At 66.4% G+C, this 23,052-nt stretch carries 18 protein-coding genes and 1 pseudogene; 10 read left to right on the plus strand and 9 right to left on the minus strand.

Annotation, left to right across the window (positions count from 1 at the left end; all coding sequences use genetic code 11):
- Positions 1-295 precede the first annotated feature (295 nt).
- From ACZK5G_RS06170 to uvrA, 3 genes are all read right to left on the minus strand, one after another.
- The gene (locus ACZK5G_RS06170) at positions 296-1,021 is read right to left on the minus strand and encodes an enolase (RefSeq protein ID WP_478465679.1); all 726 of its coding nucleotides are present in this window, start codon (positions 1,019-1,021) and stop codon (positions 296-298) included.
- Positions 1,022-1,119: 98 nt separating this feature from the next.
- A complete protein-coding gene (locus ACZK5G_RS06175) occupies positions 1,120-1,527 on the minus strand; it encodes an acyl-CoA thioesterase (protein ID WP_006424673.1) in 408 nt (135 codons plus the stop codon).
- On the minus strand, positions 1,527-4,529 hold the full coding sequence (gene uvrA, locus ACZK5G_RS06180) for an excinuclease ABC subunit UvrA (RefSeq protein WP_121503917.1): 3,003 nt from the start codon (positions 4,527-4,529) through the stop codon (positions 1,527-1,529). Before uvrA ends, ACZK5G_RS06175 begins: the two co-directional genes overlap by 1 nt.
- 317 nt (positions 4,530-4,846) lie before the next feature.
- On the opposite strand from uvrA, the gene rplU reads away from it, so the two are divergent.
- From rplU to cgtA, 3 genes are all read left to right on the plus strand, one after another.
- Positions 4,847-5,155, plus strand: coding sequence for a 50S ribosomal protein L21 (gene rplU, locus ACZK5G_RS06185; protein WP_005408557.1), 309 nt, complete (start codon positions 4,847-4,849; stop codon positions 5,153-5,155).
- 18 nt (positions 5,156-5,173) lie between these two features.
- The gene (gene rpmA, locus ACZK5G_RS06190; protein ID WP_005415704.1) at positions 5,174-5,437 is read left to right on the plus strand and encodes a 50S ribosomal protein L27; all 264 of its coding nucleotides are present in this window, start codon (positions 5,174-5,176) and stop codon (positions 5,435-5,437) included.
- 177 nt (positions 5,438-5,614) lie between these two features.
- Positions 5,615-6,667: an Obg family GTPase CgtA gene (gene cgtA / locus ACZK5G_RS06195; protein ID WP_032127584.1), complete on the plus strand. Its 1,053-nt coding sequence runs from the start codon at positions 5,615-5,617 to the stop codon at positions 6,665-6,667.
- 206 nt (positions 6,668-6,873) lie between these two features.
- On the opposite strand, the gene rpsT is transcribed toward cgtA, so the two are convergent.
- Positions 6,874-7,143 (minus strand): 30S ribosomal protein S20, encoded by a 270-nt coding sequence (gene rpsT, locus ACZK5G_RS06200; RefSeq protein WP_005408560.1) that lies wholly within the window; start codon positions 7,141-7,143, stop codon positions 6,874-6,876.
- A 117-nt stretch (positions 7,144-7,260) separates the two neighbouring features.
- Between rpsT and murJ the strand changes: the two genes are divergently transcribed.
- From murJ to ACZK5G_RS06235, 7 genes are all read left to right on the plus strand, one after another.
- Positions 7,261-8,865 (plus strand): murein biosynthesis integral membrane protein MurJ, encoded by a 1,605-nt coding sequence (murJ, locus tag ACZK5G_RS06205; RefSeq protein ID WP_478466493.1) that lies wholly within the window; start codon positions 7,261-7,263, stop codon positions 8,863-8,865.
- Positions 8,866-8,940: 75 nt separating this feature from the next.
- On the plus strand, positions 8,941-9,888 hold the full coding sequence (locus ACZK5G_RS06210) for a bifunctional riboflavin kinase/FAD synthetase (protein WP_032127582.1): 948 nt from the start codon (positions 8,941-8,943) through the stop codon (positions 9,886-9,888).
- The gene (gene ileS / locus ACZK5G_RS06215) at positions 9,885-12,716 is read left to right on the plus strand and encodes an isoleucine--tRNA ligase (protein ID WP_478465681.1); all 2,832 of its coding nucleotides are present in this window, start codon (positions 9,885-9,887) and stop codon (positions 12,714-12,716) included. The genes ACZK5G_RS06210 and ileS overlap by 4 nt, the downstream gene beginning before the upstream one ends.
- Positions 12,716-13,240 carry a signal peptidase II gene (gene lspA / locus ACZK5G_RS06220; protein ID WP_032127580.1) on the plus strand — a complete coding sequence of 175 codons (525 nt, stop codon included), beginning with the start codon at positions 12,716-12,718 and terminating at the stop codon, positions 13,238-13,240. The genes ileS and lspA overlap by 1 nt, the downstream gene beginning before the upstream one ends.
- A gap of 27 nt (positions 13,241-13,267) precedes the next feature.
- Positions 13,268-14,218, plus strand: a complete 951-nt coding sequence (gene ispH, locus ACZK5G_RS06225; protein ID WP_049428543.1) for a 4-hydroxy-3-methylbut-2-enyl diphosphate reductase — start codon at positions 13,268-13,270, stop codon at positions 14,216-14,218.
- Between the two features lie 201 nt (positions 14,219-14,419).
- Complete coding sequence (locus ACZK5G_RS06230) at positions 14,420-16,303, plus strand: M61 family metallopeptidase (RefSeq protein WP_478465683.1); 1,884 nt, start codon at positions 14,420-14,422, stop codon at positions 16,301-16,303.
- Entirely contained in the window at positions 16,300-16,965 is a 666-nt protein-coding gene (locus ACZK5G_RS06235) for a lysoplasmalogenase (RefSeq protein WP_478465684.1), read from the plus strand. The genes ACZK5G_RS06230 and ACZK5G_RS06235 overlap by 4 nt, the downstream gene beginning before the upstream one ends.
- Before the next feature lie 83 nt (positions 16,966-17,048).
- On the opposite strand, the gene ACZK5G_RS06240 is transcribed toward ACZK5G_RS06235, so the two are convergent.
- The 5 genes and pseudogenes from ACZK5G_RS06240 to ACZK5G_RS06260 all read right to left on the minus strand — a co-directional run bounded on the left by ACZK5G_RS06240 (position 17,049) and on the right by ACZK5G_RS06260 (position 23,021).
- The gene (locus ACZK5G_RS06240; protein ID WP_032127576.1) at positions 17,049-17,768 is read right to left on the minus strand and encodes a hypothetical protein; all 720 of its coding nucleotides are present in this window, start codon (positions 17,766-17,768) and stop codon (positions 17,049-17,051) included.
- A complete protein-coding gene (locus ACZK5G_RS06245) occupies positions 17,765-18,721 on the minus strand; it encodes a hypothetical protein (protein ID WP_478465685.1) in 957 nt (318 codons plus the stop codon). Before ACZK5G_RS06245 ends, ACZK5G_RS06240 begins: the two co-directional genes overlap by 4 nt.
- A gap of 46 nt (positions 18,722-18,767) precedes the next feature.
- Positions 18,768-21,566 (minus strand): TonB-dependent receptor plug domain-containing protein, encoded by a 2,799-nt coding sequence (locus ACZK5G_RS06250; RefSeq protein ID WP_478465686.1) that lies wholly within the window; start codon positions 21,564-21,566, stop codon positions 18,768-18,770.
- Between the two features lie 11 nt (positions 21,567-21,577).
- A pseudogene (locus ACZK5G_RS06255) lies at positions 21,578-22,545 on the minus strand (FecR family protein).
- Positions 22,542-23,021 (minus strand): RNA polymerase sigma factor, encoded by a 480-nt coding sequence (locus ACZK5G_RS06260; RefSeq protein WP_229301228.1) that lies wholly within the window; start codon positions 23,019-23,021, stop codon positions 22,542-22,544. Before ACZK5G_RS06260 ends, ACZK5G_RS06255 begins: the two are co-directional and overlap by 4 nt.
- Positions 23,022-23,052: the final 31 nt, after the last annotated feature.

Below are 23,052 nucleotides of genomic sequence, written 5' to 3' on the forward strand. Positions count from 1 at the left end.
GGCCAGCAGCAGTCGAGCAAGCTCGACTCTACGGATGAAGCGACGATTGGGATGGCTGCCGTAGCGTCGAGGGCGCTGGGCGCGAACGGAATATCCGGTAGTGCCGGCCGCTGGCAGGCAGCGTGGTGAAAGCCGGCCAGCGGCAGTCGAGCAAGCTCGACTCTACGGATGAAGCGACGATTGGGATGGCTGTCGTAGCGTCGAGGACGCTCGGCGAGACCGGAATATCCGGTAGTGCCGGCCGCTGGCCGGCAGCGTGGTGAAAGCCGGCCAGCGGCCGGCACTACCAGGGGGCTTACGACCAGTCGTACGAGAACAGCACCGTGCGGCTTTCCGGCTCGTACAGCATCACGATCGCATCGGCGCCGGTGGCGCACCAGTTGTAGCCGGCCACTTCGGCCACCGCGAAGAACGCGTTGCCATCGCGGCGGATGATTGCCAGTTCCGCATCGTCCGGTGCATGCCGGTCGTTGGCGGCGTCGGTGAATTCCAGGGTGAAGGCGTTCGGGATGTCAGCCGTCTCGATCCAGTTGCCGCAGGAAATCTGTCCACCCAGCGTATCCAGATAATCGCGCTCGCTGGCCTCACCCTTGCCGTAGCGCGAGTAGCAGGCGAGACGGCCATGCGTGGCATGGTAATCGCGGGCCTTGGCGTAGCTCTCGCGCATCTGCGCGATGTGTTCCTGCGCATCCTTGTCCTGCACCGCATCACCGATGAAATAGCCCGCGTTGCCGAGGAAGCGCATCTCGTTGCCGGCGGTCAGTTCGAAGGCGATCCAGTTGGTGCCGGTGAAATCGTTGTGGTGTTCTTCTGTGGTCTCGCCGATGCAGCCGTCATACGGCTCGATCGGGCACAGCATCGTTGCCACCTGGCCGGCCAGTTCCGGGCGCAGCACGCCGAGGTCGATCTTCAGCAGCGGCAGCAGGTGCTGGCCGAGCCAGGCTTGGTCGGCGGGGAAGACACCGGTGGGGAAGGCGACCATGCCGGGCAGCAGGTCGCGCAGCTCAGTCTGGTGGATCATGTCAGTCCTTTGAATTGGATCGGTAGTGCCGGCCGCTGGCCGGCATCCGCGATACATCTGGAGGTTGCCGGCCAGCGGCCGGCACTACCACAGGCGCGTCAGGTCGACGCGCTGCGGATCGCCTCCGGCAACGGTGCACTCTTGCCGGTCTGCGTATCCATCCACACCACCACCACGTTGCCGTCCGAATAGAGCTTCGATTCGTCCTGCTGGTCGACGATGCGGTGGCCGATGGTCACGCTGCTGTTGCCCAGGCGCTCGACGAACAGCTCGACCAGGATGTCGTTGGGCCACACGATGGGCAGCCGGTAGTTGACGTTGGTCGCGGCCACCACCGGTGCGATGCGGTCGGTCATCGACACACCGTCCACGCCCAGCATCCAGCGCACGCGCGCTTCTTCCAGGTAGGAGATGTACTTGGCGTTGTTCACATGGCCCATGCTGTCCATGTCACGCCAGCGCACGCTGATCGGGATGCGGGCCAGGATCTTGTGTTCGCTGCTCATCAGGCGTCCTTTTTCTTCTTGCTGGCAGTTGCGGTCTTGCTGGTCTTGCCGGTGCTCTTGGCGGCCACGGCCTTCTTCGCCGGCTTCTCGGCCTTCTCAGGCTTCACCTTGCGCGGCGGGCGGGCGTCGGGCTTGTTGGCGACCGCGGCCGGCTGCTCGGGGCGTGCGCTGGTGGACGGCAGCATGCGTGCAAGGAACTGGCCGGTGTACGACTGCGGGCAGGCCGCCACGTCTTCCGGCGTGCCGGTGACCAGGATGGTGCCACCGCGATGGCCGCCTTCCGGACCCAGATCAACGATCCAGTCGGCGGTCTTGATCACGTCCAGGTTGTGCTCGATCACGACCACCGTGTTGCCTTCGTCGCGCAGCTTGTGCAGCACACCCAGCAGCGCTTCGATGTCGTGGAAGTGCAGGCCGGTGGTCGGCTCGTCGAGGATGTACAGGGTGCGGCCGGTATCGCGGCGCGACAGTTCCTTGGACAGCTTCACGCGCTGCGCTTCACCACCAGACAGCGTGGTCGCGCTCTGGCCCAGCTTGATGTAGCTCAGGCCGACGTCGACCAGCGTTTCCAGCTTGCGCGCGATCGACGGCACCGGTTCGAACAGCTTCAGCGCATCCTCGACGGTCATTTCCAGCACGTCGTTGATGTTGAAGCCCTTGTACAGGATCTCCAGCGTCTCGCGGTTGTAGCGCTTGCCATGGCAGACGTCGCAGGGCACGTACACGTCCGGCAGGAAGTGCATCTCGACCTTGATCAGGCCGTCACCCTGGCAGGCTTCGCAGCGGCCGCCGCGCACGTTGAAGCTGAAACGGCCCGGCGAATAGCCGCGCGCACGCGCTTCGGGCACCTGTGCGAACAGTTCGCGCAGCGGCGTGAACAGGCCGGTGTAGGTAGCCGGGTTCGAACGCGGGGTGCGGCCGATCGGCGACTGGTCGATGTCCACCACCTTGTCGAACAGGTCCAGGCCATCGATTTCCTTGTACGGAGCGATCGGGTGCGAGGCGCCGTTGATCTCGTTGGCGGCCAGCGAGAACAGGGTGTCGTTGATCAGGGTCGACTTGCCCGAGCCGGACACGCCGGTCACGCAGGTCAGCAGGCCCGACGGAATCGCCAGGTCCACGCCCTTCAGGTTGTTGCCGGTCGCCCCGCGCAGGTGCAGGGTCATCTTCGGGTTCGGCGTGTGCCGGCGCGCCGGAATCTCGATCGCGCGCTTGCCCGACAGGTACTGGCCGGTCAGCGAACGCGGTGCCTCCAGGATGTCCTGCAGGGTGCCCTGGCCGACGATCTCGCCGCCGTGCACGCCCGCGCCCGGGCCGATGTCCAGCACGTAGTCGGCCAGCCGGATCGCATCCTCGTCATGTTCGACCACGATCACCGTATTGCCCAGGTCACGCAGGCGGGTGAGGGTGCCGAGCAGGCGTTCGTTGTCGCGCTGGTGCAGGCCGATCGACGGCTCGTCGAGCACGTACATCACGCCGACCAGGCCGGCGCCGATCTGGCTGGCCAGGCGGATGCGCTGTGCCTCGCCACCAGACAGGGTGTCGGCCTTGCGCTCCAGGGTCAGGTAATCCAGGCCGACATCGACCAGGAAGCCGAGGCGTTCGCCGATCTCCTTGACGATCTTCGCGGCGATCTCGCCACGCCAGCCCGGCAGGCTCAGTTCACTGAAGAACTTCAGTGCCTCGTCGATCGGCAGCACCACCAGCTCCGGCAGCGGGCGATCGGCCACGAACACGTTGCGTGCTGCCTTGTTCAGGCGCGCGCCATTGCATTCCGGGCACGGCTGTTCGCTGATGTACTTGGACAGCTCCTCGCGCACCGCCGGCGACTCGGTTTCCTTATAGCGGCGTTCGAGGTTGGGAATGATGCCCTCGAAGCGGTGCTTGCGCTGGGTGCGGCCGCCAGCTTCGGTGAAGTAGGTGAAGGTGATCGTTTCGTCGCCGCTGCCGTACAGCACGGCTTGCTGCACCTTGGCCGGCAGCGAGTTCCAGGCGGCGTCCACGTCGAACTTGTAGTGCTTGGCCAGCGAAGCGATCAGCTGGAAATAGTAGGCGTTGCGGCGGTCCCAGCCGCGCACCGCACCGGCGGCCAGCGACAGCTCCGGATGCACCACCACGCGCGAAGGGTCGAAGAACTCGGCGATGCCCAGGCCATCGCAGCCGGGGCAGGCGCCCATCGGTGCGTTGAACGAGAACAGGCGCGGTTCCAGCTCCGGCAGCGAGTAGTCGCACACCGGGCAGGAGTACTTGGAGGAGAACAGCGCCGGCGTGGCGTCGGCGGTGTCCAGGCTCTGCACCGAGGCCATGCCATCGCCCAGCTTCAGTGCGGTCTCGAAGCTCTCGGCCAGGCGCTGCTTGATGTCCTCGCGCGGGCGGAAGCGGTCGATCACCGCCTCGATGGTGTGCTTCTGGCGCAGCGCCAGCGGCGGCACCGCATCGATTTCATACAGCTCGCCGTCCACGCGCACACGCACGAAGCCCTGCGCACGCAGCTGGTCGAACACCTGTGCGTGTTCGCCCTTGCGGTCGCGGATGACCGGCGCCAGCAGCATGTAGCGCTGTTCCGGGTCCAGCGTCAGTACCTGGTCGACCATCTGGCTGACCGTCTGCGCTTCCAGCGGGTAGCCGTGGTCCGGGCAGCGCGGGGTGCCGACGCGGGCGTACAGCAGGCGCAGGTAGTCGTAGATCTCGGTGATGGTGCCGACCGTCGAACGCGGGTTGTGCGAGGTCGACTTCTGCTCGATCGAGATGGCCGGGGACAGGCCTTCGATGTGGTCGAGGTCCGGCTTTTCCATCACGCTCAGGAACTGGCGCGCATAGGCCGACAGCGACTCGACGTAGCGGCGCTGGCCTTCTGCATAGATGGTGTCGAACGCCAGCGAGGACTTGCCCGAACCGGACAGGCCGGTGATCACGATCAGCTTGTCGCGGGGCAGGTCGAGGTCGAGGTTCTTCAGATTGTGCGTCCGCGCGCCGCGGATGCGGATGAAATCCATCGCCATGGGGGATCCGGTTGTGGGGGCGTTGGCTGGGTGCCGGGCCAGCAGGGAACGGCAATCGGTCAGCCTACCGAGGTGACCAGATGGGGGCAATGGGCGACAATGCCAGCCCGATGTCTCACCTGATGAGACAGGTCGACAGGCAGGGGTCAGATCCCTTTTCACAACGTGAAAAGGGATCTGACCCCGTTTCTGGCCGGGCCCCCGGGCCGTTCAGGGGTTGACTTGACCCGCGCCCGCTGATCTGCGTACAATTCCGCTCCTGTCCGCCCTCGATGGCGGCAGCTCAGACCACAATAACTACAGAGGAAGGCCTGGTCATGTACGCAGTACTGGTCACCGGCGGTAAGCAATACCGCGTGGCGCAGGGCGAAAAGCTCCGCATTGAAAAGCTCGAAGTCGAAGTCGGCAGCGAGATCAAGTTTGACAACATCCTGATGCTGGGTGACAGCGACGGCGTGAAGCTGGGCGATGCGCTGAAGGGCGCTGCCGTCACCGCCAAGGTCCTGTCCCAGGGTCGTGCTGACAAGGTCCGGATCATCAAGTTCCGTCGCCGCAAGCACCACATGAAGCGTCAGGGTCACCGTCAGTACTACACCGAAATCGAGATCACCGGCATCGCCGGCTAAGCATCAGGAGAAGCAGTCATGGCACATAAAAAGGGCGTAGGCTCCTCGCGCAACGGTCGCGACTCCAACCCGAAGTACCTGGGCGTCAAGATCTTCGGCGGCCAGGCCATCGAAGCCGGCAACATCATCGTGCGTCAGCGCGGCACCCAGTTCCACCCGGGTTCGGGCGTTGGCCTGGGCCGTGACCACACCCTGTTCGCCCTCGTGGACGGCAAGGTGGAGTTCTCGGTCAAGGGCGCCAAGAAGCGTCGCACCGTCAGCATCGTCTCGGCCGACGCCTGATCCAGGCATCGCCGGCACCCGTGCCTCGGCATGGGGGTGCTGCATGAAGAGCCCCGCTTCGGCGGGGCTTTTCGTTAGAGTGAAAGCAAGACCGGCCAGGCCGGGGTGCCGGCCAGTGGCTGGCATAACATTCAAGGCGACGGCAGGCAGGCCGCGCCCATCGCAGGCATCGAAACAATGAAACTGGTAGACGAAGCAGAAATCGAAGTGTTCGCCGGCAACGGCGGCAACGGCTGCATTGGCTTCCGTCGCGAGAAGTTCATTCCGCTCGGCGGCCCGGACGGCGGCGACGGCGGTGCGGGCGGCAGCGTGTACATCCGCGCCGACGAAAACCTGAACACCCTGGTCGACTTCCGCCATGACCGCATCTTCAAGGCGCAGCGTGGCGAGAACGGCATGGGCCGCCAGGCCTATGGCAAGGGCGGCGAAGACCTGACCATCACCGTGCCGGTCGGCACCGTGGTGATCAACGTCGCCACCGATGAAATCATCGGCGACCTGACCCAGCATGGTGATCGCCTGCTGGTGGCGCAGGGCGGTCGTGGTGGCCTCGGCAACATGCACTTCAAGAGCTCGACCAACCGCTCGCCGCGCCAGGCGCTGCCGGGCGAGCCGGGCGAAGAGCGCACGCTGAAGCTGGAGCTGAAGCTGCTGGCCGACGTCGGCCTGCTGGGCTTCCCCAACGCTGGCAAGAGCACCCTGATCCGTGCCGTTTCGGCGGCAACGCCGAAGGTGGCCGATTACCCGTTCACCACGCTGTACCCGAACCTGGGTGTGGTGAAGGTGGAGAACTACCGCAGCTTCGTGATTGCCGACATTCCCGGCCTGATCGAAGGCGCTGCCGACGGTGCCGGCCTGGGTGCGCAGTTCCTGCGCCACCTGCAGCGCACCCGCCTGCTGCTGCACCTGGTGGACATCTCGCCGATGGAAGGCGGTGTGGAAGGCATTTCCCCGGTCGAGCAGGTGCGTGCGATCGAGCGCGAACTGGAAAAGCACGATCCGGAGCTGCTGCAGAAGCCGCGCTGGCTGGTGCTGAACAAGGCCGACCTGATGTTCGAAGACGAAGCGAAGGCTGCGGCCGAACAGATCGTTGCCGAGCTGGGCTGGAAGGAGCCGTGGTTCCTGGTTTCCGCGCTGGGCCGCGAAGGTACCTTCCCGATCATGAGCCGGATCATGGCCTTCTTCGATCGCCAGAAGGAAGACGAGCTGGAAGCTCGCAACGCGCAGTAATGCTGTTGTGGTTCCATGCGAAAAACCCGGCTTCGGCCGGGTTTTTCATTTTCCATTAGTGCTGGCCGCTGGCCGGCATTCCTCGGGGTTGCCGGCCAGCGGCCGGCACTACCGGATCGCGTGGATCGCAGGCAACAAAAAACCCGGCCGGGGCCGGGTTCTTGTCTGCTGCCCGACCCCCGAAGGGGCAGGGCGGCAACGCCGGATCAGGCGGCCTTGAGGGCCTTGATGCGGTCGTTCAGGCGGCTCTTGTGGCGAGCAGCCTTGTTCTTGTGGATCAGGCCACGCGCGCTGAAGCGATCCAGGATCGGCTGGGCAACGGCGAAGGCGGCTTCGGCGCCGGCGGCATCGTTGGCGTCCAGCGCCTTGATCACTTTCTTGACAGCGGTGCGCAGCATCGAGCGCTGAGCCACGTTGCGCGCGTTGCGCACGACGGTCTGCTTGGCGCGCTTCTTGGCGGACTTGATATTGGCCACGGTGGTGGTTTCCTGAAAAAATCGGTGTTATGGGAACAGCAAGCTAGCTAGTATGATGGCCCGAGAAATGCACGTCAAGTCGATTGTCAAGAGGGACGCTGAGTGAGTTCACCGAAGATGTTGCGAGGCCTGCTGTCGTTCAGCAGCATGACCATGGTCTCGCGGGTGCTCGGACTTGTCCGTGACCAGGTGATCACCACCACGTTCGGCACCAATGCGGTTACCGATGCGTTCTGGGTTGCCTTCAGGGTACCCAATTTCCTGCGCCGGTTGTTCGCCGAAGGCTCTTTCGCCACCGCTTTCGTGCCGGTGTTCACGGAAGTGAAGGAAACCCGCAGCCATGCCGAGCTGCGTGAACTGATGGCCCGCACCGCCGGCACCCTGGGTGGGGTGCTGATGCTGGTCACCGCGCTGGCGCTGATCTTCGCGCCGCAGCTGGCGGTCGCATTCTCGAGTGGTGCTGATACCGACCCGGTCAAGCAGACCCTGCTGGTCGACCTGTTCCGCCTGACCTTCCCGTTCCTGTTGTTCGTCTCGTTGACCGCGCTGGCCGGTGGCGCGCTGAACAGCTTCCAGCGTTTCGCGATGCCGGCGCTGACCCCGGTCATCCTCAACCTGTGCATGATCGCCGGTGCGCTATGGCTGGCGCCGCGGCTCGGTGGCACCCCGGAAAAACAGATCCTGGCGCTGGGCTGGGCGGTACTCGCCGCCGGCATCCTGCAGCTGCTGTTCCAGCTGCCCTCGCTGAAGGGCATCAACCTGCTGACCCTGCCGCGCTGGGGCTGGCGCCATCCGGGCGTGCGCAAGGTACTGACGCTGATGGTGCCGACCCTGTTCGGTTCGTCGGTGGCGCAGATCAACCTGCTGCTGGATACCCTCATCGCGGCCAAGCTGACCGACGGCTCGCAGTCGTGGCTGTCGCTGGCCGATCGCTTCCTGGAGCTGCCGCTGGGTGTGTTCGGCGTGGCGCTGGGCACGGTGATCCTGCCGGCGCTGGCCCGCCATCACGTCAGCACCGACCGCGAGGGTTTCTCGCGCTCGCTGGACTGGGGCCTGCGGATGACCCTGCTGATCTCGGTGCCGGCCATGCTGGGCCTGCTGCTGCTGGCCGAGCCGCTGATCGCCACTCTGTTCCAGTACCGCCAGTTCACCGCCTTCGATACCCGCATGACCGCGCTGTCGGTGTACGGCCTGAGTTTCGGCCTGCCGGCGTTCGCCCTGCTGAAGGTGGTGCTGCCGGCGTTCTATGCCCGCCAGGACACCAAGACCCCGGTCCGTGCCGGTGTGGCCGCGCTGGTGGCCAACATGGTGTTCAACTTCGCCCTGCTGGCCGTGCTCTACCAGGTCATGGTGCCGGACGAGCTGAAGGCGCAGGGCGTGATGGCGGCCATCGGCAAGCAGCCGGGCCTGCACCTGGCGCTGGGCATCGCCAGCGCACTGTCCAGTTACCTGAACCTGGGCCTGCTCTGGTACTGGCTGGGCAAGACCGATGTCTACCAGCGCCGGCCGGGCTGGGGCGGCTATCTGGTGCGGCTGCTGCTGGCCTGTGCGGCCATGGCCGGCGTGCTGTTGGCCCTGCTGCATTGGGTTCCCGACTTCACCGTCATGGACAAATGGCACCGTATCGGTGGCCTGATGCTGCTGGTCGGCGGCGGTGGCGCGACCTATGCGGTGGCCATGCTGGCGATGGGCTTCCGCCCGCGCGACCTGCGTGGGCATTGATCGCGGCCCGTGGCGGCTATACTTCAGGGTTACACCATTGAAGCAGCGGCCCCGGTCGGGCCGGAACGAGAGTTGATGAGCAGGCTGTTCAGAAGCGTCGAGGGCGGGGAGCTGTTCCCCAACGGAAGCGTGGTCTGTATCGGTGCATTCGACGGCCTCCACCTGGGCCATCGTGCGCTGGTCCGCCACGCGGTTGCCCGCGCGCGCGCCTTGGGCGTGGCCGCGGTGGCCGTGGCGTTCGAGCCGCTGCCGCGTGAATTCTTCGCCCAGGGCACGCCGCCGCCGCGGCTGACCCTGGCGCGCAGCAAGGTCGAGATCCTGCGCGAGCTGGGTGTCGATGCGATCGGCCTGCTGCGTTTCGACGCGGCGATGGCGGCGATGCCGGCCGAGACCTTCGTGCGCCAGTTGCTGGTCAATCGCCTGAGTGCGCGTGAGGTCTGGATCGGGCCGGAGTTCTGCTTCGGCAACCGCCGCCGCGGCGACCTGGCCCTGCTGCAGCAGCTCGGCGCCGAGCTCGGCTTCAGCGCCGGCGAGATCGAAGCGGTGGATCTGCACGGCGAGCGCATCTCCAGCACCCGCATCCGCCAGCTGCTGCAGGACGGCGATTTCGCCCGTGCCGGCGATCTGCTCGGCCGTCCCTACGCGATCAGCGGGCGGGTGGTGCGCGGGCGCCAGCTCGGCCGCACGCTGGGCTTCCCCACCGCCAACCTGCGGTTCCCGAAGACCCCGGCGCTGTCGGGCATCTACGCGACCTGGGTGCACGGCGTGTTCGACCAGCCGTGGCCGTCGGTGTCCAGCTTCGGCACGCGGCCGACGGTGGACGGCGTGGAGCCGCTGCTGGAAGCGCACCTGTTTGATTTCCAGGGCGACCTGTACGGGCGCCACATCGACGTAGAGTTCGTCGCCAAGCTGCGCGACGAAGAGAAATTCAATGATCTGGCGGCGCTGACCGACCAGATGCACCGCGATGCCGAACAGGCGCGCGCCATCCTTTCCGAACATAGATTGCGAGCCACTGCGTGAGCCAGGACTACAAGACCACCCTGAACCTGCCAGCCACCGAATTCCCGATGCGCGGCGACCTGCCCAAGCGCGAGCCGGGCATTCTGGCGCGGTGGGAAGAGCAGGGGCTCTACCAGCAGCTGCGCGACAACGCCGCCGGCCGCCCGCTGTTCGTGCTGCACGACGGCCCGCCGTACGCCAACGGCCGCATCCACCTCGGCCACGCGGTCAACAAGATCCTGAAGGACATCATCGTCAAGTCGCGCTACCTGGCCGGCTTCGATGCGCCCTACGTGCCGGGCTGGGACTGCCACGGCCTGCCGATCGAGATCGCGGTCGAGAAGAAGTGGGGCAAGGTCGGCACCAAGCTCGACGCCGTCGAATTCCGCCAGAAGTGCCGCGAGTTCGCTGAAGAGCAGATCAACATCCAGCGCGTGGACTTCAAGCGCCTGGGCGTGACCGGTGACTGGGACAACCCGTACAAGACCCTGAGCTTCGACTTCGAAGCCAACGAAATCCGTGCGCTGGCCAAGGTCGTGGCCAACGGCCACCTGGTGCGTGGCGCCAAGCCGGTGTACTGGTGCTTCGACTGTGGCTCGGCGCTGGCCGAGGCCGAGATCGAGTACCAGGAAAAGGAATCGCCGGCGATCGACGTGGCCTACGCCGCGCGCGATGCGCAGGCCATCGGCCAGGCGTTCGGCGTGAGCGTGCCGGCCGATGTGGAAGTGGCCGTGCCGATCTGGACCACCACCCCGTGGACGCTGCCGGCTTCGCTGGCGGTGTCGCTGGGCGCGGAGATCAACTACGTGCTGGCCGAAGGCCCGGCGCACAACGGCAAGCGCCGTTGGCTGGTGCTGGCCGCGGCCCTGGCCGAGCGCGCGCTGCAGCGCTATGGCGTCGAAAACGTGGTGCTGCACGGTGAAACCACCGGTGCCGCGCTGGAGAACCAGCTGCTGGCGCACCCGTTCTACCCGGAGCGCGAGATCCTGGTGCTCAACGGCGAGCACGTCTCCGACGAGGACGGTACCGGTGCGGTGCACACCGCCCCCGGCCACGGCCAGGAAGACTTCGTGGTCAGCCAGAAGTACGGCCTGCTGGACAAGTACAACGCCGGTCAGGTGACCCCGATCGACGGCCGTGGCGTGTACCTGGAATCGACCCCGCCGGCCGGTGACGTGGTGCTGGCTGGCCAGCACCTGTGGAAGGCGCAGGAGGCCATCGTCGGTGTGCTGCGCGACAACGGTTCGCTGCTGGCCTTCCATCCGATCCGCCACAGCTACCCGCACTGCTGGCGCCACAAGACGCCGGTGGTGTTCCGCGCCACCCCGCAGTGGTTCATCTCGATGGACAAGGCCAACCTGCGCAACGATGCGCTGGCCGCCATCGATACCGTCGGCTGGTTCCCGACCTGGGGCAAGGCGCGCATCCAGAGCATGGTCGACGGTCGTCCGGACTGGACCATCTCGCGCCAGCGCACCTGGGGCGTGCCGATCGCACTGTTCACCCATCGCCAGACCGGCGAGATCCACCCGCGTTCGGTGGAGCTGATGCAGCAGGTCGCCGACCGCGTCGAGGCCGAGGGCATCGACGTGTGGTATTCGCTGGATGCTGCTGAACTGCTGGGCGCCGAAGCGGCCGACTACGAGAAGGTCACCGACATCCTCGACGTCTGGTTCGACTCGGGCGTGACCCATGAAGGCGTGCTTGCGGCGCGTGGCTTCGGCAAGCCGGCCGACCTGTACCTGGAAGGTTCCGACCAGCACCGCGGCTGGTTCCAGTCCTCGCTGCTGACCGGCGTGGCGATCGACAAGCGCGCGCCGTACAAGCAGTGCCTGACCCACGGCTTCACCGTGGACGAGCACGGCCGCAAGATGTCCAAGTCGCTGGGCAACGGCATCGAGCCGCAGGACATCATGAACAAGCTGGGCGCGGACATCCTGCGCCTGTGGATCGCCTCGGCCGACTACAGCAACGAGATGTCGCTGTCGCAGGAGATCCTCAAGCGCAACGCCGACGCCTACCGTCGCCTGCGCAACACCGCACGCTTCCTGCTCGGCAACCTGGACGGTTTCGATCCGGCCCAGCACCTGCAGCCGCTCGACCAGATGGTTGCGCTGGACCGCTGGATCGTGCATCGCGCGTGGGAGCTGCAGGAGAAGATCAAGGCGGCCTACGACGGCTACAACATGGCCGAGATCGTGCAGCTGCTGCTGAACTTCTGCAGCGTGGACCTGGGCTCGCTGTACCTGGACGTGACCAAGGACCGCCTGTACACGATGCCGACCGATTCGCACGGTCGCCGTTCGGCACAGAGCGCGATGTACCACATCGCCGAAGCGTTCACCCGCTGGGTGGCGCCGATCCTGACCTTCACCGCTGACGAGCTGTGGGGCTATCTGCCGGGCGAGCATGCTGGCCATGTGCTGTTCACCACCTGGTACGACGGCCTGGCGCCGCTGCCGGCCGATGCCCAGCTCAACGCCGCCGACTTCGACCAGCTGCTGGCCGTGCGCGAGCAGGTGGCCAAGGTGCTCGAGCCGATGCGTGCCAACGGCGCGATCGGTGCCGCGCTGGAAGCGGAAATCACCATCGCCGCCAGCGAAGAGCAGGCCGCGCGCTGGCAGCCGCTGGCCGATGAACTGCGTTTCCTGTTCATCAGTGGCGACGTGCAGGTGCGCTCGGCGACCACCGACGAGGTGTTCGTCAGCGCCCAGCCGACCACCAAGGCCAAGTGCGTGCGCTGCTGGCACCACCGCGCCGACGTCGGCAGCAACGCCGACCACCCGGAACTGTGCGGCCGCTGCGTGAGCAACATCACCGGTGCCGGCGAACTGCGGAGCTGGTTCTGATGGCCGCGCCCCGTCCGCATCCGAACGCCCTGGTCTGGCTGCTGCTGTCGGTGGCCATCATCGGCCTGGACCAGTGGTCCAAGGCCTGGGTGTTGTCGAGCCTGCCGGAGTTCCAGCCGGTGGTGGTCATCGACGGCTTCTGGAACTGGTACCGCACCTACAACACTGGTGCCGCGTTCAGTTTCCTGAGCGACGCCGGTGGCTGGCAGAAACACTTCTTCACCGTGTTGGCGATCGTCATCAGCGGCCTGATGGCCTGGTGGCTGCGTAGCACTGCCCGCGGCAACTGGAAGGCCGCGGTGCCGTACGCGCTGATCATCGGCGGCGCCATCGGCAACGTGATCGACCGCCAGGTGCATGGCCACGTGGTCGACTTCATCCAGTGGTACGTGGGCAGCTACACCTGGCCCTCGTTCAACATCGCCGATTCGGCCATCGTGGTGGGTGCCATCGGCATCGCCCTGTTTGGCCTGTTCGACGGCAAGTCCGCCAAAAAGGCGGATAATGCCAACCCGAAACCGTAAGCCGGCCGCTGCCGGGAGACTGAACTGATGGATGTGCTGCTCGCCAACCCGCGTGGATTCTGTGCCGGCGTCGATCGTGCGATCGAGATCGTCAAGCGCGCGATCGAAACGCTGGGCGCGCCCATCTATGTCCGCCATGAAGTGGTGCACAACCGCTTCGTGGTCGACGACCTGAAGCAGCGCGGTGCGATCTTCGTCGAGGAACTCGATGAAGTGCCGGACAACAACACGGTCATTTTCAGCGCGCATGGCGTGTCCCAGGCCGTGCGCCAGGAGGCCGAGCGTCGTGGCCTGAAGGTGTTCGACGCCACCTGTCCGCTGGTGACCAAGGTCCACTTCGAAGTGGCCCGCCACTGCCGTGCCGGCCGTGACGTGGTGCTGATCGGCCACGCCGGTCACCCGGAAGTGGAGGGCACCATGGGCCAGTGGAACCGCGAAGCCGGCACCGGCCAGATCTATCTGGTCGAGGATGTCGAGCAGGTTGCCACGCTGCACATCAACCAGCCGGAAAACTTCGCCTATACCACCCAGACCACGCTGTCGGTGGACGATACGCGCGGCATCATCGATGCATTGCGTGAGCGTTTCCCGGCAATGCAGGGCCCGAAGAACGACGACATCTGCTACGCCACGCAGAACCGCCAGGACGCCGTGCGCGATCTGGCCAAGCGCTGCGACCTGGTGCTGGTGGTCGGTTCGCCGAACAGCTCCAACTCCAACCGTTTGAGCGAGCTGGCCCGCCGAGAAGGCGTGGAGTCTTACCTGATCGACGGTGCGCACGAGATCGACCCGGCGTGGGTGGTGGGCAAGCAGCACATCGGCGTCACTGCCGGTGCCTCGGCACCGCAGGTACTGGTCGATGGCGTGCTGGCACGCCTGGCCGAGCTGGGCGCCAGCGGCGTGGGCGAGCTGGATGGCGAGCCGGAATCGATGGTGTTCGCGCTGCCGAAGGAACTGCGCCTGCGCCTGGTCGACTGACCGGGAAGCGCCTCATCCACGCATGGCGTGGATCTACTGAAACCGCTCTGGTGGGTGCAAACCAGCACAAGGTGGGTGCGAACCTTGGTTCGCACGCTTCTGGGCATGCACGGATGGGCGCGCGCCCATGACCTTTGGCCATGGGGCCCTGCATCGCACAGGCCTAGCATCGGAAGATTCTCCGTTGTTGGAACCTGCCCGATGAAGACCCGAGCCCTGGCCATGTCATTGCTGTTCGCGCTGGCGGCCACGCCCGCGCTGGCGCAGACCTCGCCGCCGGGTGATGCCGCGGCCCCTGGCCTGCTGCGCATTGACGTGGACGCGCGTGACCTGGCCCGGCGCATCTTCAAGGTGACCGCCACGGTGCCGGCCAAGCCCGGCCCGATGACCCTGCTGTACCCGCAGTGGATTCCCGGCAACCATTCGCCCACCGGCCCGATCGACAAGCTGGCCGGGCTGCGCGTGACTGCCAACGGCAAGCCGCTGGCCTGGCAGCGCGACCAGTTCAACGTCTATGCGTTCAAGGTGAACGTGCCCGAGGGCGTGAGCGAGATCGTCGCCCACTTCGATTTCCTGTCCTCGCAGGGCGGCAGCCAGGGCCGGGTGGTGATGACCCCGGAAATGCTCAATCTGCAGTGGAATGCCAATTCGCTGTATCCGGCCGGCGTCGATGCGCGCAACCTGCAGGCGCAGGCCAGCGTGACCCTGCCCAAGGGCTGGTCGTTCGCCACTGCCCTGGAAGCCGCGCGACGCGATGGCGATACCGTCGTCTTCAAGCCGATCTCGTATGACCATCTGGTCGATTCGCCGTTGTTCGCCGGCGAGCACTACCAGCGCATCGATCTCGACCCGGGTGCGAAGGTGCCGGTGCACCTCAATGTGTTCGCCGACGACGCAAAGTCGCTGAAGCCGACCGACGCGCAGATCACCGCGCATCGTGCGCTGGTGCAGCAGGCCGACAAGCTCTACGGTGCGCGCCACTACAACCACTATGAATTCCTGCTGGCGTTGACCGACCGCCTCGGCGGCATTGGTCTGGAGCACCACCGCTCCAGCGAGAACAGTGCCGATCCAGGCTACTTCACAGAGTGGGACAGCAACGCGTGGATGCGCGACCTGCTGCCGCATGAGTACACCCATTCGTGGAACGGGAAGTACCGTCGCGGCGCCGATCTGGCCACCGCCAACTTCAACGTGCCGATGGGCGACAGCCTGCTGTGGGTGTATGAGGGCCAGACCCAGTTCTGGGGCCAGGTGCTAGCCGCGCGCTCAGGCCTGTGGTCGACGGCGCAGGCGCGCGACATGCTGGCCAACGTGGCCGCGACCTATGACCGTGGTCGCCCGGGCCTGGCCTGGCGGCCGCTACAGGACACCACCAACGACCCGACCATCGCGCAGCGCCGCACGCTGCCTTACCGCAACTACCAGATGAGCGAGGACTACTACTCCGGCGGCCAGATGCTGTGGCTGGAAGTGGAGGGCAAGCTGCGCGAGCTGAGTGGCAACCGTCGCAGTCTGGACGACTTCGCGCGTGCGTTCTTCGGCGTCGGCAATGGCGACTGGGACGTCAATCCGTACAACTTTGATGACGTGGTCGCGACCTTGAACGGTATCGCGCCGTACGACTGGGCGACGTTCCTGCGCGGGCGCCTGGATGGCCATGGTTCGTTGACCGGTGGCCTGGAACTGGCGGGCTGGAAGCTGGTTTACCGCGATACCCCGAACGACGCCTACAAGGCGCAGGAAAAGCGCGCCAAGGCCGCGTTGCTGGCGTACTCACTGGGTGCGACCGTGCTCGACAACGGCACGGTCGGTGACGTGATCTGGGACAGTCCGGCGTTCAACGCCGGTCTTGCACCGGGCATGAAGGTGATCGCGGTTGGCGGCCGTGAATACAGCAGCCAGCGCTTGAAGGATGCAGTCGCCGCCGCAGCAAAGGACAAGGCGCCGATCGTGTTGCTGGTGAAGCAGTTCGATCGCATTGAAACGATGAGCATCGCCTACCACGGTGGCCTGCAGTACCCGGTGCTGGAGCGCATCGCCGGCAAGCCTGACCGCCTGGCGGACCTGTGGAAGGCGCGATGAAACCGCGTGCCTGCGATGGCGTGATCCTGCTGATGGCGGTCCTCGCCATCATCGGCGCGTTCCTGCACGGTGACGGGCGTTGGCTGCACTGGCTGGCCAAGCCGGCCACCACGCTGCTGATCGCTGCCATCGTCTGGCGCGTGCATGATCCGGTGCAGCCGTTCTACCGCCGCGCGGTGCTGGCCGGCATGCTGCTCTCGTGCGTGGGTGACATCGCGCTGATGTTGCCAATGGATGCGTTCGTACCGGGGCTGGTCGCATTCCTGCTAGCGCATGTCTGCTACATCATCGCCTTCCGCGGAGGCCTGCGTGCCGGGCGTGGGCTGGTCGGCGCCAGCGTCCTGCTCGGTGCGTTTGCCGTGCTCAACGTGCTGGGCCTGTGGCCACACCTGCCCGCACCGATGCGTATTCCGGTGCTGGCGTACGTGGTGGTGCTGGCATCGATGGCGGTGCTGGCGCTGGCACGGCAGTGGCGCCGCCCGCAGCCTGACGCCATGGAGGCCGCCAGTGCCCGTTGGGCCGCTGCCGGTGCCGTGCTGTTCGTCGCCAGCGATTCACTGTTGGCCTGGGACCGCTTCGCCGGTGGCCTGCCGCTGGCCAGCCTGCTGGTGCTGTCCACGTACTACGCCGCGCAGTACGCCATCGCGCGCTCGGTGAAATAGAAAAAGGGGACGGAGGGGATTAAGTCGTATGTGCCTTGGAGCGGTTTGCGACTTAATCCCCTCCGTCCCCTTTTTTGTGTGGCCTACCGGCGGCTCACGCCGCGCAGGGCGCCCTGCGCATCGAACTGCAGGCGCACGGATTCGCGGTCACCGGCGACTTCGTCCGGCAGCCATACCAGCTTGCCGGCTTTGCGCACGATCACGTAGACGTGGCCGACTTCAGATGCGGGGTTCTGCAGCGCATTGCGCTGTTCCTGCAGCGCCTGCGCCACGCGCGGAACAGCCTCGAAATCGATGCTGGCCAGGGATGTGCTGCTGCGCTGCAGGCTGATGGTCGGCGCGAACTGCTGCGGGTTCACCGGATTGCCCTTGCGCCATTGGCCACGTTCAAAGTGATAGCTGTCGACGTGGCCCGGCTGTTGCGGATCGACCAGATCGAGGTTGATGCGGCCATCGTCGTAGAAGTGGATGCTGTGGAAGACCGTCAGCCGCTGGCCGGCCAGCGCTGGCATCTGCTCCAGTGCCTGACGGGCAGCCAGCAGGTAGTCCGCATCGAACAGGCGGTTGTTGCGCTCGGGCGCTCCAGCGGTGCTCGCGGCGGGGAAGGGCGCCGGGGACGGCACAAGCGATGCGGATTGTTCGCGCGGCGACTGGGACGAGACGGACGCGGGCAACCGGTCCGGCTGTACCGAATGCCCCAGCGTTTCGCTGATGGTCTGCAGGGCGCCTCCGGCAACGGCCACGCCCGCCAGAACCAGCAGCAGTACCAGGAATACTGTGCGGGTTGAGGGCGGCTGTTTCATACTCCCTCCAGGCGCACGTTGCTGTGGTCATCCGGGTCGTACAGCAGCGTCACATGCTCGCGCGGGATGTTGGCCAGTTCAATCAGCGGGATGAAGCGGCGCACGCGGGCCTGCTGCATCTTGCCTTCGCGGTCGATGTATTCCAGCTGGAACTCCACCTGCGGCTGTTCGTTGAGGTAGGTACCGGTCTGACGCACCTTCAACACCCTGGCCTCCACGCCGATACCGCGATACTTCAGCGCATCGCCGCGGGCATCGGCGTGCAGCAGGCGGCCGAGCAGGCGCAGGCCCAGCGCATAGCCACACAGCACCAGCGGGCACACCAGCAGCGGGTGACCGAACGACAGGAAGGTCCAGCCCAGCCCCTCGCTCTGCAGCTGGTAGGCCCACACATAGGCAGCGGCAACGATGGCGATGCCGAGTGCTGCACCGATGCCGCGCCGCCACAGGCTGGCGACATTCAGTTCGGGCTGGGCACCGTCCAGCACGATGTTGGGGAATGCCCCGGGCGTCCGGCCCAGGCGTGCATCAATGTGCCTGCCGGCCTCGAAGCGATGCAGCTGGGGTTTGCTGTCGACCACCAGCATCTGTTCGCGGACCGGCGTACCGGACAGGTTCTTGAAGGACAACTGCAGTTTCCATTGCGCGAACCCACGTACCTGCACGCCGGTCTGTTCGGCCTGCTCGATCAGCGCACTGCGCGGTTCACCGTCGGCCAGGATCGACTGCACCCGGTGCAGTGCGCGTGGCGGCCCCAGCAACAGGTAGTGCAGGAAGGCGAACAGCAGCATCAGCCACAGGACCATCGACAGTGCGAGCAGCAACAGTGCCAGCCACGGTGCGCTGCGGTCGACCAGCGCTACCGGCCACGAAGTGCCGAAATAGAGAATGCAGGGAAAAGGCAACGCGAAGAACAGCAGGAACGCGCCCCAGAACCAGAGATAGGCTTTCATGGGGGAAGGGGACCGCGGTGGAACAGGGCGCGTAGATTACTACGCTTCAGCGGAACTGCAGGGTAAGCAGGTAGTAGCGGCCGAGCGGATCGTCCAGCCCGGGCATCTGCCCGCCGTTGCCGACCAGATAGTTCACCGGTTGCGTGTCCAGCACGTTGTGCACGTCCAGCGCTGCAACGATGCGCGGCCCCAGTCGGCGTGCGAGGTGCAGGTTCCAGCGCAGCTGCCGTGGGTTCATGCAGTGGTTCCGGTCGACCTGCTTCTGCGGGCACTCCGCCCCTGGCAGCCAGGCACGCGTGCGCCCGATCTGGTTGCCGCGCAGCGCGATGTCCCAGTTGCTGTTCTGCCATTGCACGTTCAACACCGCAGCCAGCTCGGGTGTCACATGGCCACGCAGGTCCACGGCGGCCTCATGGTCACGGCGGCGAAGCAGTTCCTGCTGCTTCAGCGCATCGAGCGAAAACAACCATTGGCCGTTGCTGCCGCTGTCGATGCGGTACTCGCCACGCAGCACCCAGTTGCGGGAGGTGGTGCGGCCGATGTTGTCGAACGACAGGCGCAGGCTGCCCAGGTGGCCGTCTTCATCCAGTTCCCACGTGCTGCGGTTCCACACCGCATCGCTCGGCTGCAGGGCGAGGATCTCGTTGCGCAGTTCCACGATGTTGTGGGTCAGCGACAGCGAGAATGTGTCGTTGGGCGTCCACGTGGCTGCCAGCGAATGGCTGCGTGATCGCTCGGCCTTCAGTGCATCGTTCTCAACCACGTTGGCCGTGACGCTGCAGCCGCCACCACGCGTGGCGATCGCACATTCCGGAAGGGCACTGGACACCGGAAGCGTGATCGAGCCGAAGTAGCCGGGAGGCCGCCGTTGCTCGAACAGGCTCGGTGCACGATAGCCGCGCCCGCTGGCCAGCAGGAACGACCAGTGCGGCGTGGGGCTCCAGCGCAGCCCGGCACGAGGCGAGAACGCCATGAAGCCGCCGTCGCGGTCCCAGCGTGCAGCCAGGTCCGCGCGCAGCGTGGGGGCCAGCGGCAGGCCCAGCTCGGCGTAGACGCCACTGCTTTGTCGCGACAGGCGGCGTCGCTGCTGTGGCAGGCCCAGCGCAAGGTCGCCCTGGCTCAGCAGTGCGTCCGGACGCGAGGTCCAGCGTTCATGGCGCAGGTCGATGCCGGTGGCCAGCTGCGCATTGCCGCCGGGCATTGCCATCAGCTCACGCTGCACGCCCCACCAGCCCTGCCATTGTGCGGTGCTGCCGCGGTTGCGGATGGACGGAAACAGCGTGTCCGCCTCGGCCGCCGGCGGCGCGTCGAAACCGGGAGTGAACCTGCGCGCCTGCGTTGCTTCAAGCAGGCGTGTCGTGCGCACGGTGCCTGCAGTGGACAAGGTCACGTCGCTGCGCTGCGCGCTGATGCCCGCCTCCCAGCTGCGCCGGCCCTGGTCGCGGCCGATGCCGAAGGTAAGGTCGGCATCGGTGGCGCGGACGCTGGGGCGCACGTTGCCGGCCTCACGCAGCACACTGTTGAAGGTGATTCCGCGCGAGACCACCGCAACGGCGGTCGGGCCCAGATCGAAGCGCTGGCGGTTGTGACTGGCCCGCGCCTCGACATAGGCATAGCGTCCCTCACCACGTTCATGCCGGTAGTGCAGGAAGGCCGACGCGGTATCCGAGGCGGGCTGCAGCGACCGCGGCCGCGCGCTGTCAAACCAGCAGCCATCCTCGCGCCGCTTCAGGGGCGGCTCGCAGCGCCGGGCGGGCACGTACCAGTTGCCGAAGATCGCGCCGATCGGATACAGCGAGGTTTCCGCGTGCCAGTCACGCTGGTCACCGGCGACATGTTCGACACGGTGCAGATCGAGTCCGGCAAACCAGCGGTCCCCGTTGCCACGCGCGCCGCCCGTGGCGGCCTGCAGGCGGTACTGGCCCGCATCGCCGCGGCTGCTCAGGCCGGTCTGCAGCATGGCTTCGGGCCCATCGGCCTGGTCACGCAGGATGATGTTGACCACGCCGGACATGGCGTCGGCGCCATAGATGGCCGAGGCACCACCGCGTACCAGTTCGATGCGGTCGACGAAGCTCAGCGGAATGCCGCCGAGGTCGGTGAGCCCGCCCTGTTCCAGCGACACCATCGGATAGCGCGGCAGGCGCCGGCCGTTGACCAGGAACAGCGTCGCCCGCGGGCCCATGCCGTCGAGGCTGGTGGTGGCCGCTGCGCCCACCGGCAGGTACTGCGAATCGCCGCCGCGCGAGGTGCTCATGGCCGGATGGCCGTTCATGCCGGGCAGGTGCCGCAGCAGGTCGAACAGATTGCCGTAGCCGCTGCGCAGGATATCGTCGCGATCGATGGTGGTGACCGGCAGTGTGGTCTGCACCGAAGAGCGCGGCAGCCGGCTGCCGGTGACATGGATGGGCGCCAGTTCCACCTGGTGTGGCGTGTCGGCGGACTTGGGAGCCGGGCGCGGCAGGCGCGGGGCTGCGACCGCTTTCGGCGGCGTGGCAGGGGGCTCGGGATGGACGCGCCGCACGACAAAGGCACCGGATGAAGTGCGCAGGATGTTCACCGGCAGGCCGGCGACCAGCTGCTTCAGGGAGGCCCCGGTATCGCGTTGGTCATGGCTGCCGCCGGTGCGCAGATCATCCAGTTCACGTGCGTCGAACAGCAGGGCGGTGCCACTCTGCCGGGCCCATTGCTGCAGTGCCGGCACCAGTGGGCCGGCGCCCACGTCGATCTCCAGCGTGCCGGCGGGCTCGCCGGCATCGGCCATCGGTAGTGCGGCAACACCCAGTGCAAGGCATAGCAGGGCGCGGAGCAGCCCCCACTGCAGCGCACCCGGACCTGCCTTCACTGCCGGTCTCCTCAGTAGGTGCGGCGCAGTTCCAGCGCGCCATCCGGACGCGTCTGGCCAGCCACGGACCAACCCAGTTCCAGCGCCGACAGCAGCTCCTGTGCATCACCGGCGCGGAAGGTGCCGCTTACAGCCAGGTCGGTGATCTCCGGATCGACGATCACCAGTGGCGTGCGGCCATAACGGTTCATGCGCTCGACCACGATCGACAGTGGCGTGGCATCGAACACCAGTTGCCCACGCAGCCAGCCTTCAGCGGCTGCGTTGGACGAGAGGGCAGGGCCCGGCTGGATACGGCCGGAGGGCATACCTGCAGCTGTTGGCCGGGTGCCAGCGTGTGCTGCGCTGCGCCGTTGCTGACTTCCACGGCACCTTCCAGCAGCGCGACCTCGACCAGGCCGTCGCGCAGGCGTTCCACCTGGAAGGTCGTGCCGATGTCGCGGATCGTACTGTCGCCGGCGTGCAGCTGCAGCGCCTTGTTCGACGGAGCGACCTGCAGTTGCAGCCGACCCCGCTCCAGCACCAGATCACGATGACGCCAGCCGAAGCGGGCGCGGAGGGTGGTGCCGGCATCCAGCATGGCGACGCTGCCATCGGCCAGCGTCTGCTGCTGTGCCTGGTGCGAATCATTGGCGTAGACCTGTGGCGTCGGGTTGCCGTCGACGGCAACCATCCAGCCGATGCCGATCGCCATGCAGACACCGGCGGCAGCGGCCACGCCCGGCAACCAGCGCCGGCGCGGCGGACGCGCCGCCCGTGCCGCGGCGGTGCGCAGCCAGGGGTCAGCCGCAAGCTCCGCACCCTGCTGGAACAGGGTTTCGGCCTGCACCCAGGCTTTGACGTGGGCCGGATCTTCGGCCAGCCAGTCCTCGAACGTTTCGCGTTCGGCCGATGTGCAGTCCGGGGCTTCCAGGCGGGCTACCCAGGCGCTGGCGCGTTCAAACAGCTGTGCATCATCCCTGTGCGGGGTGCCACTCATTGGCCGTCCCTGTCGTTGTGCAGCGGATCCGATCCCAACTCCTGACGCAGGCCCTGCAGGGCCCGGGCGATATGTTTTTCCACGGTCTTGGCAGTAATTCCACAATGCCGCGCGATCTGGGTGTAGCTCATGCCGGTGATGCGGTTGAGCAGATAGACCTCGCGTGCGCGTTCGGGCAGCTTGAACAGGGCCTGCCGCAGCAGGGACAGCATCTGCCCTGACTCGGCCTGGCGCAATGGATCGGGCGAGGAACTGGACGGTTCGTCGCTGCCATCGTGTTCGGCCAGCGGCAGATGCGGCCGCGACTGCGGCGAGCGTCCGCGGTCTGCCAGGCGGTTGCGGGCGATACGATACAGCAGCAGGCGCAGTTCGTCCGGGCCCTGTGCGCGATAGCGGATCAGCCGCTCCATGCAGTCCTGCGCGATATCCTCCGCATCCTCAGGCCCGACCCCCCGCGTGCGCAGGAACGCGCACAGCGGTGCGCGCTCTTCGCGTACGAACGCGATG

This window comes from Stenotrophomonas sp. 62841_Sma, assembly GCF_056482945.1.